Here is a 14,860-nt window from a genome sequence, read left to right as displayed (position 1 = left end):
GTGAGCGGCGGGCCGCCGGTGCTGTGAGCCGTTTGTGAGCGGCTGTGAGCGGCAGGGGGCGTTCGCCACCGCACACAAACCCGGATAGGGGGGTGCAGGACTCCTCCGGCCGGACCGCTTCCGCGGCCCGCCTTCGCCATCGGGGTTCTGCCCGCCGCCGGGCGATCCCCGGTCGCGGGTGCCCGTGCCAGCCGCACGCACCCGGGTGCCGCGCCATCGTGATGCGCTGACACCTCATCCCACCCCGACCCGTAAGGGAGGACGCGCTCTGCCCCGAGCGCGTCGCGGCTGCACCCACCGGCACTCGCACCACATCGGGATCCCGCTCGGCGGCGGCCTCATCCGTCCGCTGCTTCGAGCAATCGCCCCGCACGCCCTGACCCCGGCCCGCGCGTACGCGCCGGCCCGCGTCGGCGTGCGGGGCGGGAGGTGACCCCAACCATGTCCCGCATCCAGCGGGCACGCCCGCGTGCCCACAACCCGCACTCCACCAACCCCTCCACCCGCCCGGCCGCCAACTTCTCCGTCGACGCGTCGAGCGTCATCGCGTCCGAGCCGCTCACCGCACTGTCCACGCCCCTGTCCGTCGCCGCGCCGCAGAACGCGGTACGTGCGACCGCTGACCAGCACGTCCAGCGCGGCCACCGCACCGTCGTGCGGGCGCTGGCCGCCACCGCGACCGTCGCCGGGGCGGCGATCGCGCTGCTTGCAGTGCCGTCGGCCGCGTCGGCCGACCCCGGCGCCCCGGTCGTCCTGGCGGCGAACACGCTGCCCGTCGTCATCGCCAACCTGCAGACCTGGGTCATGGGGATCCTGGCTGCGGTCGCCACCCTGTTCCTCGTCCTCGCGGGCGTGTACTGGGCGACCGCCGGCGGTGACCCCGCCCAGGTCGACAAGGCCAAGGGCGCGCTGAAGAACGCGCTGATCGGCTACGGCCTGGCCGTCCTCGCGCCGATCCTGCTCGAGGTCGTCAAGGGCATCGTCGGGGGCTGATCGAACTATGGGCTGGCTCCTGGACGGCATCATCGACTGGTTCGCCAAGGCGATCCTGGCCTGCTTCGACGGGCTCATCGGCGTGATCACCAACGCGCTGCTGAAGACCCCGGACGTCACGACGTTGCCGCAGGTGCAGGCCCTGACCGGCCGGTCGGTCCTGATCGTCGACATCTGTTTCGTGCTGTTCTTCGTCGCCGCCGGCGTGCTCACCATGACCGCCGGCGGCGACGAACGCGCCCGCTACACCGCCAAAGACCTCGTACCCCGCTGCATCGTCGGGTTCATCGCCTCGCACTTCAGCCAGCTGTGGTGCGCCAAGATGATCGAACTCGCCAACGCGCTCACCGCCGCACTCGTGCAGGACGACCTCGCCGGCGACGGCGAGCTGCGCCCCTCAGCGATCGGCGCGATCAAGACCCACATGCTCGCCGCCCGCGACAAGAGCGCCGGCATGCTGTTCTGCGTCTGCGCGGTCATCATCCTGATCCTGCTCGGCTCGACCGCCTTCTCGATGATCACCCGGTTCGCGGCCGTGCTGATCCTGACCGTCATCGCACCGCTGGCGTTGGCCTGCCACGCCCTGCCGCAGACCGATCCGGCCGCCCGGCTGTGGTGGCGCTCCTACGGCGTCACCCTCGCCATCCCCGTCGGGCAAGGCATGACCCTCTACGCCGGGCAATGGATGCTGCTGGACAGCGAGCACTTCCTGCCCGTCTTCGGGATCGGCACGCTCGAACCCGGCGGCATGATGAACCTGTTCATCGTGATGGTCCTGCTGTGGACCACGGTGAAGATCCCCGGCCTGATGCGCCGCTTCCTGTCCGCAGGCGGACAGCGACCGAACATGCTCGGCACGATCGTGCGGGTCGTGATCGTGCAGCAGATCACCCGCAACGTCCCCGGTCTCGGCAAGGCGGTCAGGGCGGTGGCCCGATGAGCCGCCGCGACGAAGAGGTCGTCCGCGCCCGCATGCCGGCAGACGTCGACGCCCCCGACAAAGTGGTCTACGGCCTGACGTTCCGGCAACTGGCCATCCTCGCCGTCGCCGCACTCATCGGCTACGGCGCCTGGAACGCCCTGCACACCCTCCTGCCGATCCCGGTACTCCTCGGCTGCGCCGTCGTCCTCGGCGGCGTCGTATTCGGCCTGGCCGTCGGCCGCCGCGACGGGCTGCCGATGGACCTGTGGATCCTCGCCGGGCTGCGGCACTCCCGCAGCCCACGGGCGCTGACCACGACCGACACCACCGCCAAGGTCCCCGACTGGGTGCAGGCCCCACCGACGAAGGTGATGCTGCCCGCGCCGCTGAAACTGCCCGCCGACGCGATCGGCGACGACGGGCAGATCAGCCTTGGCGGCGCCAAGGCAGCGATGGTCGCCGCGACCAGCGTCAACCTCGCCCTGCGCACCGCCGACGAGCAGGCGGCGCTGATCGACACGTTCGGCCGGTGGCTCAACAGCCTCGCCACGCCGACCCAGATCGTCGTGTCCGCGCAGCCGGTCGACCTCGCCTCCTCCGCCCGTACGGCGGCCCAAGCCGCCGACCGGCTGCCGCACCCCGCGCTCGCGTCGGCGTGCACCGACCACGCCCAATTCCTCGCGGAGCTCGCCGAGCGGCGGGATCCGCTGCGCCGACAGGTCCTCATCGTCACCCGCGCGAGCTCCGGCGAGCGCGGCGAGCACGCCGCACGCCGCCGCGCCGACGAGACCGTCCGCGCGCTGTCCGGCCTCGGCGTCACCACCCGCGCCCTCGACGGGCCGGCGGTGACCGCTGCGCTCGCCGCGGCCGCGGACCCGTACCGGCCACCGCGGCCGGGCGGGCTCGCCGCCCCCGACGCGGTCATCACCGCAACCCCGGCCACCAAGCCGGTCAAGAAGGCCACCAAGAAGGCCGCACCCAAGACCCTCAGAAAGCCACCGTCATGAAACTGCGGACCCGCACCCCGAAGGCGCCGGCCGCCGCCACCCCGCCCACCGCGGGACTGGCGGCGGCCGTCGCGCCCGCCTCAGTCGAGGTCACCCCGCGGATGCTGCGCGTCGGGGACGGCTACGCCGCCACCCTCGTCGTCACCGGCTACCCCGCAGAGGTCGGCCCCGCCTGGCTCGAACCCCTCCTGTCCTGGCCCGGCCGGCTCGACCTCGCCCTGCACATCGACCCGCTGCCGGCGCCGGTCGCGGCGAAACGGCTGCGCACCCAGCGCGCCCGTTTCGAATCGTCCCGCCGCGCCGACGCCGAGAAGGGCAAGCTCACCGACCCCTATGTCGAAGCCGCCGCCGAAGATGCCGCCGACCTCGCCGAACGCCTCGCCCGGGGCGCGGCGAAGCTGTTCCGGGTCGGGCTGTACCTGACCGTGCACGCCCGCACCGAGACCGAGCTCCTCGACGCGTGCGCGCAGGTGAAAGCCGCCGCCGCGTCCACGCTCATCGAGGTGCAGCCCGCGACGTGGCGGCACCTGCCCGGCTGGACCACCACCCTGCCCCTGGCCACGGACAGCCTGCAGATGCTGCGCACCATGGACACCCAGGCCCTCGCAGCGGCGTTCCCCCTCGCCTCCGCGGACCTGCCGGCGCCGCTGCCCGGCGACGAGCTCCGGACCGGCGGTGTCCTGTACGGACTCAACCCGGACAGCTCCGGGATCGTGTGGTGGGACCGGTGGGCGCAGGAGAACCACAACAGCGTCGTCCTCGCCAGAAGCGGCGCCGGCAAAAGCTACTTCGTCAAACTCGACGTCCTGCGCAACCTCTACCAGGGCGTCGTCGTGTCGATCGTCGACCCCGAAGACGAGTACCTGCGCCTCGCCGACGCCGTCGGCGGCACCGTCGTCCGGCTCGGCCAGCCCGGCGTCAAGATCAACCCCCTGGACCTGCCGGTCGGGGACACCCGCCCGGACGTCCTCACCCGCCGCGGCCTGTTCCTGCACACCCTCATCAGCGTGCTGCTCGGGCACCAGCCCCCGCCGCAGGAACGCGCCGCCCTCGACCGGGCGATCCTCGCCACCTACCGGAATGCCGGGATCACCCCGGACCCGGCCACCCACCACCGGCCCGCCCCGCTGCTGGCCGACCTCGCCGCCGCGCTCCGCGCCGACGGCGACCCGGCGGCGACGCAGCTCGCCGCCCGGCTGGCGCCGTGGGTCGACGGGTCGTTCGCCGACCTGTTCAACGGCCCGACCACCACCCGCCCCAACGGGCACCTCGTGGTGTGGTCGCTGCGGCACCTGCCTGACGAGCTGCGCACCGTCGGCACGCTCCTCGCGCTGGACTCGATCTGGCGCAGCGTCGACGCCCCCGGCAGCCGCCGCCTCGCCGTGCGCCGCCTGGTCGTCGTCGACGAGGCGTGGCTGCTCATGCGCGACGGCGAAGGCGCCCGGTTCCTGTTCACCATGTCCAAGGCCGGCCGCAAGCGCAACGCCGGCCTGTCGGTGATCACCCAGGACGTCGCCGACGTCCTCGGCACCGACCTCGGCATGGCCGTGGTGTCCAACGCGGCCACACAGATCCTGCTCAAGCAGGCCCCGCAGGCGATCGACGCCGTCGGTGACGCGTTCGGGCTCACGGTCGGAGAGCGGCGGATGCTGCTGTCCGCCCGGACCGGTCACGGCCTGTTGATCTCGGGGACGAACCGCACGGCGTTCGAGTCGATCGCATCGCCGTCCGAGCACACCCTCGCCACGACGAAGCCGAGCGAGCTGCTCGACCTCGACGACGAGGAGGACCTGCTGTGAGCCCGCCACCCGACATCGTGCTCCTCGCGTCGCCGTCACCGGCGCCCAGCCCATCCGGGCCGGGCGCCGGTTTCGTTTCTCCACCCTCCCCGGTCGCGGCGTGGCTGATCGACGCGGTCCATTGGGCCGCCGGGCGGCCGTGGCTGCTCGCCGTCGCCGCCACGCTCCTCGTCGTCTGGGTGGCCGGCCGGAACCTGCTCGACGGGTGGCGGCACGGTTACCACGCCGCCGACGCCCGGCTGATCACGATCGCGCCCCCGCCTGAGGTCGATGAACACAGCGCCGCCGCGCTGTGGGCGAACCTGCACGGCGTCCTGACGCCCTCCCGCAAGCGGCGGCTGGTGTACGGCAACCCGCACGTGGTGTGGCAGTACACCTGGACCGGCCGGCAGCTGCGCATCCAGGTGTGGGTGCCGGGCACCGTCCCGCTCGGCGCGGTCGAGGCCGCGATCCGGGCCGCCTGGCCCGGTGCGGCCTGCACCACCGAACCCGACGCCCCGCCGCCGATCCCGCTGGAGGCGGCACCGGCCACCGGCGGGCACCTGCTGCCGCAGGCGGCGGAGTGGCTGCCGTTCAACACCGACTTCGACGCCGACCCGCTCCGCGCGCTCATGGCCGCGGGCGCGCAACTGCGCCCCGGCGAGCACGCCTGTGTGCAGGTCCTCGCCCGCCCGGCCCCGCCGCGGCGGGCGGCGCGGGCCCGGCGGGCGGCCGGGCGGCTGCGCGACGGCAAGACGGCGACGCCGGTCGTCAACCCCGCGGCGCCGGCGCTGTGGCTGCTCGAGGAGTTCATGCCCGGCCGGCTCTCCCGCACCCCGCGCACCGGCGGCGGCAGCGCCCCGGCGGCGTCACGGCGGGATCCCGGCGTCGAACGCGACGTCCGCGCGATCCTCGACAAGACCGCGCAGCCGCTGTGGACCGCTGGGATCCGCTACTGCCTGGCCAGCACCAGTGAGCGTGGCGGATCCACACCGGAGGGGAGGCTGCGCGGGATCGCCGACGCGGTCGCCTCGTCGTTCGCCGTGTACGCAGCCCGCAACCGCCTGGCCCACCGGGCCCGGATGGCGCAGCCGGTCGCCGTGGTCGCCGCCCGGCGCCTCGGCGCCGGGTTCCTCGTCAACGGCGGCGAACTCGCCGCCCTCGCCGCCCTCCCGCGCGACCTCGCGGTGCCCGGCCTGGACCGCGCCCGGGCCAAGCCGATGCCCGCCCCGGTCGCCGTCCCCGGCGGTGGGCGCGGGATCAAGGTCCTCGGCGACGCCGAGGTCGGCGGCCACGGTGTCGGCCTGTCCGTCACCGACAGCCGCTACCACCTGCACGTCGTCGGCTCCACCGGCTCCGGCAAGACCACCCTGCTGGTCAACATGGCCGTTGACGAGATCAAGGCGGGCCGCGGGACGGTTGTCATCGACCCGCACGGGGACATGGTCACCGACATCCTCGACCGGCTCCCCGCGAGCGTCGGCGACCGGCTTGTGATCTATGACCCGGACCAGCCGAACCCGCCCTGCCTCAACCCCCTCGAAGGCGACGACCCCGACCTCGTCGTGGACAACCTCGTGTCCATCTTCGGCAACATCTTCGCCAAAGCGTGGGGGCCGCGGATGGACGACGTCATGCGGGTCGCCTGCCTGACCCTGCTGCGGCACGCGAACGTGACCCTGCAGCACATCCCGCCGCTGCTCAACAGCGCCCAGTTCCGGTCGGCGATGACGGTCGACCTCGACGACCCGGCCGGCTTGAGCGGTTTCTGGCAGTGGTACGACGAGCTCAACCCCGCGCTGCGCTCCCAGGTCATCGGCCCCGTGCTGGCCCGGCTGCGGGCGTTCCTGCTGCGCGACTTCGTGAAGAAGACGATGCGGTTCCCGCGCTCGAGCTTCGACATGGGCAAGGTCCTCGACGGCGGCGCGCTGCTGGTGCGCATCCCGAAAGGACAGCTCGGCGAGGACACCACCCGGCTGCTCGGCTCCCTCGTCCTGGCGCAGGTGTGGCAGGCCGCCACCGCCCGCGCCACCATCGCCCCCGACCGGCGTCGCGACGCCACGCTGATCATCGACGAGGCGCAGAACTTCCTCACCCTGGCCAATTCGCTGGACACGATGCTTGCCGAAGCCCGCAAGTACCGGCTTTCGTTGGTGCTGGCCCACCAGGACCTCGCGCAGTTCCCGAAAGACCTCCTCGCCGCAGCGTCGTCGAACGCCCGTAACAAGATTTATTTCACGGTGGCGCCGGAAGACGCCAGGGTGCTGGGCCGGCACACGCTGCCGGAGCTCGACGAGCACGACCTGTCCCACCTCGACGCGTACACGGCCGCCGCGCGGCTGGTCGTGAACGGGCGGCAGACGCCGGCGTTCACGATGCGCACCAGGCCGCCGAAACCGGAAGTGGGGGAGGCGCTCGCCCTGCGGCAGGCCGCCGCCGCGGCGGTGCCCGTCCAGGACACCAGCGCCATCGACGAACTTGTCGAGCGGCTGTCCCAACCCAAGCAGCCAGGCGGCAACGGGGGCAAGAGCGGTGGCGAGCGCCAGCAGGGTCGGCAGGGCCGGCCCAAGCAGTCCAGAGCCTGACCGTCACCGCCCCCGCAGCGCGTCGCCGGCGCCGGACGTCCCAGTGCGACACCTCGCTGTCAGCGGGTGTCGCACAGGTGGTCGTCGACCTGATCGCGGTGGGGGACGTTCCCGCGTCCCGCCACGACACCACGAACCATGCCTGACCTGCGCTGTCAGTGCAGCACGTGCGCCTGACAGCGGCCGGTCCGGCTCCCTTGACCTGCCAGACACCCCTCGCAAACGAGGGATTCCTTCTCCCCTAGGAGTACCAGTACCCATGTCGTCCGACGACCGTTCTCACTCGATCCGTTCCCATTCCGTTTGTCGTTCTGTTCCTGGTTCCGCGCCTAATCCGTTGTCCGACGTGCTTTCCGATTCCGTGCGCTCGTTCCCCGGCTGCTCGTCTGGTTCCTCCGATGGCGGCGCTCACGTGCTCGGTCCGACCAGCCACGGCTTCTCCACCTTGCTCCCGGCTCTCTCTCGCGGTGAGCTCGCTTCCATGCGTTCCGGCGCTTCGCGTCCGGGTGCTGTGCGCTTCGGTTCGGACCCGGACGACGTGCCCGCCGATGGTGGTGTCGTCGATGTCTGAGTCCCTGGCCGTGTTCCGGCGGATCGTGCCCCGCGACCGGGCGCTGCTGGCCCTGCTGGCCGAGCACTACCTGCTGTCCACGCCGCAGATCGCGGCGGCGTTCTTCGACAGCCGGCGGGTCGCGCAGCGACGCCTGACGACGCTGCACCGCCTCGGGGTGGTGCACCGCTTCGCGTATCCGAACGCCGAGAACACCGCCGTGCCGTACCTGTACACCCTCGGCCCGGTCGGGCTGCAGTTGCACCCCGACGCCTACATCGACCCCGACGGCAGGCACACCAAGGCGCCGCGCACCTCAATCGAACTGGCCCGGCGGATCGCCGTGTCGGCAACCGCGGCGCACCTGCTCGGCGTCAACCAGTTCTTCATCGACCTGCTCACCACCGCCCGCCACAGCAGCGCGCTGGGCACACCAGACGCGCGGCTGGTGCGCTGGTGGTCCGAGCAGCACGCCACCGACGTCTACGCCCAGGCGAACATCCGCCCCGACGGGCACGGCATCTGGCAGGCCCGCGACCACACCGGCACGCGCAGCGTCGGGTTCTTCCTCGAGCACGACCGCGGCACCGAGGACCTGCCGAGGGTGGTCGCGAAGCTGCGCGGCTACGCCCGCCTCGCCGAGTTCGGCCCCCGCTACCCGGTCCTGCTGTGGCTGCCGTCCGCCGAACGGGAGGCCAACGTGCTGCGCCTGCTCACCGGCGTCCGCACACCGATGCCGGTCGCCACCGCCGTGCACGGCCCCGACCCGGCCGGGCGGGTCTGGACCCTCGCCGCCGACCTGCCCGCCAGCCCCGGCCGGCGCCGGCGGCTGCACGAACTGCCCTCCGACCACGGCCCCCGCACCGGCACCAACCCCGGCCGTCACCGCGACTGACAGCACGCACTCACAGCGCAGGTCAACGGGCCGACCTTCGGCCCAGCCCGTAGCCGGTCGCCGCCTGGCCCTGACCGGCCCGTGCGTGGCCGCGGCCAGGCACAGGCACCCACAAGATCCTTTGTGAGCGTGGTGTCGTCTCACAGCGGCACCACGCACGACGCGGCCGTCCGCTCACAAACCGCTCACAGCGCACGTCAACCCCGCTGCCGGGGCCGTACCTCGGCCGAGCTGGTCTGTGAGCGGAGGTCGCTACCGTTCACGGCAATACATCACACCTCATATATCGCTCCACCCGGTTCGGTCCCACCTCGGACCCTCGCCGCACCAGACCGGTGCCTGTCACCCACCCGCCTTCACCGGCCGGTCGGTACCCGCACCCGATGCGGCGACCCAGGTCGCACCAACCACCCAGCACCATCCAGGACCACCTCGTTCCACCGCTTCATCTGCACCACATCGCGGCGCCGCACCCAAGCGCCCACCAACCCAACCCGTTCACCCAAGCCGACCCATGCACCCCGTGGGCCGGCCACTTCCGCGCGCCATCCGGCGCCCAAACCTCAAGGAGGCACCCCTCATGTCCAAGAAGCGCGCCATCCCGGCGAACTCGACCACCGCCGCGAACCCGGCCAGCAGCTCGACCGCCAACCCGGTCGCCAGTGCCACCAGCACTGTCCCGGCCACGCCGACCCCGACCGTCAAGGTCATGATCGTCTGCGTGCCGGACGAGCTGCCCAGCGAGGCGCTCAACAGCCGCCAGCTCGACAAGCACTTCGGTGTCACCGGCACCCTGTCACCCCGCTTCTGGGCCACCCCCAGCATGTGGATGTGGCAGCGCAGCCAGCTCGTCGACGCCCGCAAGGGCCAGCCGATCTACTGCGCCGGAGGACCCGCGAGGTTCCTCGACCTGGCCGGTATGCGCCACGCCGCCGGACTCGGCGCAGGGGTGCGCTACCAGGTGTGGTCCCGCGTCGTGCAGGGCACCCGCCCGGCGATGCCGTGGCCGCAACTGCTGCAGCAGCACCTCGCCGACCCGGCGAAGCTGCCGATGGCCGACGCCATCAACCGGTACAACAACCAACCCCGCGTCATCGCGATGCGGATGCACAACGCCGTCACCTTCGGCGCCGGCCAACTCAATCTCCGCGAACTGGAGATGTTCCAGGCCGGCCCGGTGGCCTACCAGCACTACTGCGCCACCACGGCGCTCGCCGCCGACACGGTCATCACCGCCGACGGCACCCGGCTGGCCCCGGCCAGTGACGCGTTCGCCCACCGGGTGACCTACCTCGAGCAGGCAACCCGCTACCTCGCCGGCATCGACGAGACCCAGCGGCTGCTCGCCGTCGCCCTCTGAACACCAACCCGCACCACGGACCCGGCCGGGCCAGCCCACGCAACCCGCATCCCTGTACCCGGGGGACGCAACGCGTGTGCTGCCCGACCGGCTCCACCAACCGATCGGTCCAACCACTGCAGCCCGAAGGCGCTCGGCGCACGTTGAGCGGTCCACCCCAACGTGCCGCCCACGCCCGCCGCTGCGCGGCGCCCACCCGCCTTCGCCGCTCGACCGGCGAACACCCAGACACGGAGGAAACCCTGCCCATGCCCGAACTGATCTTCCCGCTCGACGAGGTGCTCGTCCTCGCCGAGCACGCCGCCGCGGCACCGTCCAGCGCACCACCGGCCGCCGGCGAACCGCCTGGACCGGCGCTGCTGCTCGCCGCCGACGACGGCATCTATCTGCTGTCCAACGGCCTGCCGCAGCTCGACGCCGCAGCAGGCGAGCCGCACGCCTACGGCATCCGCGCCGTCTACGCCGACGGCTACGGACCCGGCACCCCGCCGACAGCCCGCGACGCAATGACCGGCGTGTCCGGCGAACTGCTGACCGCACTCCCGATCCCCGAACCGGTCCTGCGCCGGCTCCGCGCGACAGCCACCAACCACGACCTGTTCACCCTCACCCTCTCCGCCGACAACGTCGTGCTTGGAGTCGCCCGCCGCCACCCCGGCGGCGAGCTCCAAGCGCCCGCCTGCGGTTGAACCCCCGTCCTGCCCGGCGCCTCGGGCCGGGGCGCGCGTCCAAGCCCGGCCGGCGAACGGCCGCCCTTTGCCCCTTTCACCCGCCCTCGTCCCAGCCTCCGTCCGCCCATGTCCTGTCCATCACCGGCCGTCCGGCCGCCCCCATGAAGGAGTTCCCGATGAACGATCACTGGTGGTTTCGCCTTGAGGACGTCCTGCGCCTGGCCAGCCACGCAGACGGCTGCGCCGAGCACCGAGTCACCCGGGCACAGGTCACCGCGTTCGGCCCCGACGGCCCAGCGCTCATCCTGACCGGCACCGACGACCATGCCGTCCTGACCTCCAACGGCGTGCCCGGTTGGTACGACCGAACCGGCACCGAACACACCGTCCATGCCCGAACCTGGCGACCCACCGCAGACGCAGCGAACCCGACCAGCCGGCGCGTGCTGGGCTACCTGCCGACGCGCCACACCAGCGGCGATCAACGGCCCCTGATCGACATGCTGCGGGCCGCGAGCTGGCTGGAGCAGCACTGGGTCGCGCTCGACCGCAACGCCCCGCCGCTGCGTTTCGCCGACGCGGTCCGCATTACCGACCACCGCACCGAACTCGTCCCGGCCGGTGCCCGCTGGCGACCGGCCGTCGTCGAATACCCCACCGGGCTGCTGCCGCTGCGGTACCCGGCCCTGGTCGCCGACCGCTACACCACCGACCAGGGGTCGGCGATCGCCCGGTTCGATCGCGACGCCGTCACCGCCATGATCGCCGGTTTCAGCACCGTCGTGCGCGCCGGGCTCATGCCCGGTGAGCTGCCGGTGCTGCGCCTCGACGGCGATGTCCTCGTCCTGCTCGAGGAGACCGACGAGGGCACCCAGGTCGGCTACGTCGAAGTCGACCGCTGCCACCCCGACCGCGACGGCCTCTACGCCGTCGGCGCGTATCTGTGGCGCTGGCAGGTCGTCGATGCGCGGCTGCCGCTGCGCACCCAGGTGCGGCTCCGGATCACCCCACACGTCGCGCGACTGCGTCGCCGCTGAGCGCACCCGCACCGCACGACCCGGCCGTTGCCCGGCCACCCGCACCAACTTCCGGGCCGGCCATCTGGCCGCGCCCGGCTCCATCACCGCCGGAAGGGCAGCCATGACCACACCAGATCAACCCGAACGCGCACCCGAGACGCCGGCCACCGACCGGCCACTCGATCCCGGTGAAATTGTCACCGTGCGCTGCGACGACGACGTGCACCGCGACACCCCGCCCAATCAGGCATTCGTCATCATCGACGGATTCTGGCCGGACCGGCTCGCCATGGCGGCCCTCGGAGGTGACGGGCTCGAGTGGCGCAACCAGCGTCGCGAATGGCTCCAGCCGGTGTCGCCGCTGCAGCTGCGCCAAGCCCGCGACGCCGACGGCAACGCCATCTACGTCGTCGACTGATCGGCGACCGCTTGACTGCGGCCGGCCGCACCGCATCGCCGCGTAGGCGACGCACAGCCCCGGACGAGCAAGCCCGGCGCTGCCCAGCTGCCGCCCCACACGGTGACAGCCGCTCCCGGCCGTGACCCCGCCTGACCTCACCTGGCGCGACGCCGGCCGCTGAGCCGCGCGCCCAACCGCACGACCTCTGGCCGATGCCCGGCCACCCGCGCACCCGCGCATCTGTTCCGGGCACGGCCGCACGGCCGTGCCCGGATTCCGTTCCCGGCCCGCGATGGGCCGCTGCCGAAAGGGAATCCGCACATGGCCACCATCAGCACCGCCGAGTCCAGCACGCCATCGAACGCGCCCGTCACCGACCTGCAGACGTCGACCTTCGCCGGCCGGTTCCGGCGACCGGTCACCGAGGCTGACGTCGTGCTGGCCGCCCGCGTCCGGGCCGGCGACCGTGACGCCTTCGCCGCCCTGTACCGCTCGACGGTGGAGCGGGTGACGGCGTTCGTCGCCGCCCGCGTCTACCGCCGCGACCTCGACCTGGTCGACGACCTCGTGCAGGACGCGTACTGCCTCGCCCTGGCCGAGCCGTACCGCGTCGACCCGGACCTGATCGGGTCGATGTACTCCCTCGCCGCCCGGGCGATGACGAACCACAGCTGGTCCCAGCGGCGCTACCTGCGCGCCGCCCACACGCTCTACACCGACCGCACCAACGCTGCCGCGAACGAACCGGCGACGGGGCCGGTCGACCGGCGCACCATCGCCGCCGTCAGCCGCAGCAACACCCGCAGCGGCGGGTTCGCCGACGCCCTGGCACAGCTCACCCCAGACGAGCGCCGCGCCGTGCAACTGCGCTTCCTGGACGGGCACAGCCGCACCGAGGTCGCCGCCCGCATGGGCCGCACCGTCGGCGCGGTCCGCTGGCTGGAACACCGAGCCCTGCGCAGCCTGCACGCACTGTGCATTGCCGTGGCCAGCTCGGCCTGACCGGTTTGCGGCCGACCAACATCCACACCGCACGCCCCGTCACCGATCCGTGGTGGCGGGGCGCTTTCGGCGTCCACACACCCCGGCCCGCGTACCTGCCCGCCGGGCACGTGACCTACTACCGAGAGGAGCACGACGGGTGCAACCGCCCGACCTTCCAGCCGGAGCCGAACAACTCGACGTCGACGACGCGATCGCCATGCTCGTCACCGGCGACCATACCGAGGCTGCGAAGGGATCCGTCGCCTTGGACACCGTCCTGATCGACGCGCTGCGCGCCGGTCTGATCGTGGCGTGCCGGCTACCCGACGGACGGATCGCCGTCACCCCGACCGGCAACGACAACGCCGGATGACAGCCGCCGACCTCCCGGCGGCCCGTACGCACCACGTTCCCGGCACGGACTTGCTTGTCCACGCCGGTCAAGCGTCCATCAAGACGCGCCCACACCCGCAAACCCCTGCCACGCAGGAGAAAGCAGGCTGACATGCCCAAGCGCACCAACACCGGCCGCGACCACAACACCGGCCCCGCTGCCGGGACCGGCGACGTGCCGCCGCTGGATGAGAAGTCCCAGCAGATCCTCGCCGCCCTCACCGACCTCGGCGAGGCGACCGCTGCCGGCCTGGCCACCCACATCGGCATCGGCTACTCCACCACCACCCCGAAGCTGCGCAAGCTCAACGACCACGGCCTGGCCGAGCCCGACAAGGCCGACAACGGCCAGACGGTGTGGCGACTCACCGCCGCAGGCCGCGCCCACCCCGCAGCCACCAGCAGCAACAACGGCACCGCCGCCGACGGCGCCGACAGCACCCTGCCGCAGGACACAGCCACGATCACCGAGCCCGCAGACGACGCGGACCGCCGCACCGAGCAGGACACGACCCCGACGGCATCGAGCGCACCCGACGAGGCCGCCGAAACCCCGGCCGCCGAAACCCCGACCGTCGACGAACCGGCCGCCGCAGACGACAGCGCCGACAGCGCCGACAGCGGCGTCGGCGACGGTGCCCCCGACGGCGCCCCCGGCCCGGAGTCAGCAGGCGAGAATGAAGCCGACACGGCCGAGCGGACGCTGCGCGAGGCCACCGACGAGGCCACCGACGAGGCCACCGACGAGGCCACTGACGGGGCCACTGACGGGGCCACTGACGAAAGCGCCGCCGACGGCACCGCACCGGCTTCGGCGACCGACGACGACGGACCGGCCCTCGCGGACGATGCCGCCGCCCCGGCCGCCGCGCCGACGGGTGACGCCGCGACCGGCAAGGTCCGGCGGCCCAGCGGCAGCCTGGACACGGCGGTGCTGGCGATCCTGCAGGCCCGACCGGACCTGGTGTACAAGGTCGGCGAACTGTGCAAGCTGATCAACAAGGCGGAGGAGGGCACCGGGTTCCCCCCGGCTAGCCCCGGCGCGGTCGTGCTCGCCGCCCAGCGCCTCGTCGCCCGGAACCAGGCGATCCTGGCGGTCGAGAAGCCGGCCAGCTTCCAGCTCATGCCCGGAACCGCCGGCGCTGCCGCGCCCACCGCGCAGGAGACCACCGCCGAGACGCAGACCGACACCGCGTTCGACACCGAGTCCGAGACCCCGGCTGGGGCCGTGGACCCGGCGATCGTCGGCTGAGCCGGCAGCCCTCCGGTTCTCCTGAGTGCCCGAGGGCGGGCGTCGGAAGTT

13 protein-coding genes are annotated in these 14,860 nt (G+C 72.7%); all 13 read left to right on the top strand.

Features of this window, described 5'->3' with window-relative positions; translation table 11 throughout:
• Positions 1–654: 654 nt before the first annotated feature.
• The 13 genes from Dvina_RS51725 (at position 655) to Dvina_RS51665 (ending at position 14,809) form a co-directional block, all read left to right on the top strand.
• Entirely contained in the window at positions 655–993 is a 339-nt protein-coding gene (locus tag Dvina_RS51725; RefSeq protein ID WP_380027626.1) for a pilin, read from the top strand.
• A 7-nt stretch (positions 994–1,000) separates the two neighbouring features.
• Positions 1,001–1,933, top strand: coding sequence for a TrbL/VirB6 family protein (locus Dvina_RS51720; protein WP_223099560.1), 933 nt, complete (start codon positions 1,001–1,003; stop codon positions 1,931–1,933).
• Complete coding sequence (locus Dvina_RS51715; RefSeq protein ID WP_223099559.1) at positions 1,930–2,922, top strand: PrgI family protein; 993 nt, start codon at positions 1,930–1,932, stop codon at positions 2,920–2,922. The genes Dvina_RS51720 and Dvina_RS51715 overlap by 4 nt, the downstream gene beginning before the upstream one ends.
• Complete coding sequence (locus Dvina_RS51710; protein ID WP_223099558.1) at positions 2,919–4,721, top strand: VirB4 family type IV secretion system protein; 1,803 nt, start codon at positions 2,919–2,921, stop codon at positions 4,719–4,721. The genes Dvina_RS51715 and Dvina_RS51710 overlap by 4 nt, the downstream gene beginning before the upstream one ends.
• Positions 4,718–7,285, top strand: a complete 2,568-nt coding sequence (locus Dvina_RS51705; RefSeq protein ID WP_223099557.1) for a type IV secretory system conjugative DNA transfer family protein — start codon at positions 4,718–4,720, stop codon at positions 7,283–7,285. The genes Dvina_RS51710 and Dvina_RS51705 overlap by 4 nt, the downstream gene beginning before the upstream one ends.
• 563 nt (positions 7,286–7,848) lie before the next feature.
• Positions 7,849–8,730 (top strand): replication-relaxation family protein, encoded by an 882-nt coding sequence (locus tag Dvina_RS51700; RefSeq protein ID WP_246655871.1) that lies wholly within the window; start codon positions 7,849–7,851, stop codon positions 8,728–8,730.
• A gap of 580 nt (positions 8,731–9,310) precedes the next feature.
• Complete coding sequence (locus Dvina_RS51695; protein ID WP_246655870.1) at positions 9,311–10,090, top strand: hypothetical protein; 780 nt, start codon at positions 9,311–9,313, stop codon at positions 10,088–10,090.
• A 248-nt stretch (positions 10,091–10,338) separates the two neighbouring features.
• Positions 10,339–10,779, top strand: coding sequence for a hypothetical protein (locus tag Dvina_RS51690; RefSeq protein WP_223099555.1), 441 nt, complete (start codon positions 10,339–10,341; stop codon positions 10,777–10,779).
• A 158-nt stretch (positions 10,780–10,937) separates the two neighbouring features.
• Positions 10,938–11,798 (top strand): hypothetical protein, encoded by an 861-nt coding sequence (locus Dvina_RS51685; protein WP_223099554.1) that lies wholly within the window; start codon positions 10,938–10,940, stop codon positions 11,796–11,798.
• Between the two features lie 103 nt (positions 11,799–11,901).
• Positions 11,902–12,198 (top strand): hypothetical protein, encoded by a 297-nt coding sequence (locus Dvina_RS51680; protein ID WP_223099553.1) that lies wholly within the window; start codon positions 11,902–11,904, stop codon positions 12,196–12,198.
• Positions 12,199–12,501: 303 nt separating this feature from the next.
• Positions 12,502–13,182, top strand: coding sequence for an RNA polymerase sigma factor (locus Dvina_RS51675; RefSeq protein ID WP_223099552.1), 681 nt, complete (start codon positions 12,502–12,504; stop codon positions 13,180–13,182).
• A 139-nt stretch (positions 13,183–13,321) separates the two neighbouring features.
• Entirely contained in the window at positions 13,322–13,537 is a 216-nt protein-coding gene (locus Dvina_RS51670; RefSeq protein ID WP_223099551.1) for a hypothetical protein, read from the top strand.
• Positions 13,538–13,669: 132 nt separating this feature from the next.
• On the top strand, positions 13,670–14,809 hold the full coding sequence (locus tag Dvina_RS51665) for a winged helix-turn-helix domain-containing protein (RefSeq protein WP_223099550.1): 1,140 nt from the start codon (positions 13,670–13,672) through the stop codon (positions 14,807–14,809).
• Positions 14,810–14,860 lie beyond the last annotated feature (51 nt).

The sequence above is a fragment of the Dactylosporangium vinaceum genome (genome assembly GCF_019904175.1).
In the GTDB taxonomy this organism is placed as follows: Bacteria; Actinomycetota; Actinomycetes; order Mycobacteriales; family Micromonosporaceae; genus Dactylosporangium; species Dactylosporangium vinaceum.
The sequence above is the reverse complement of the archived record's forward strand: the minus strand, read 5'-3'. Positions and strand labels throughout refer to the sequence as shown.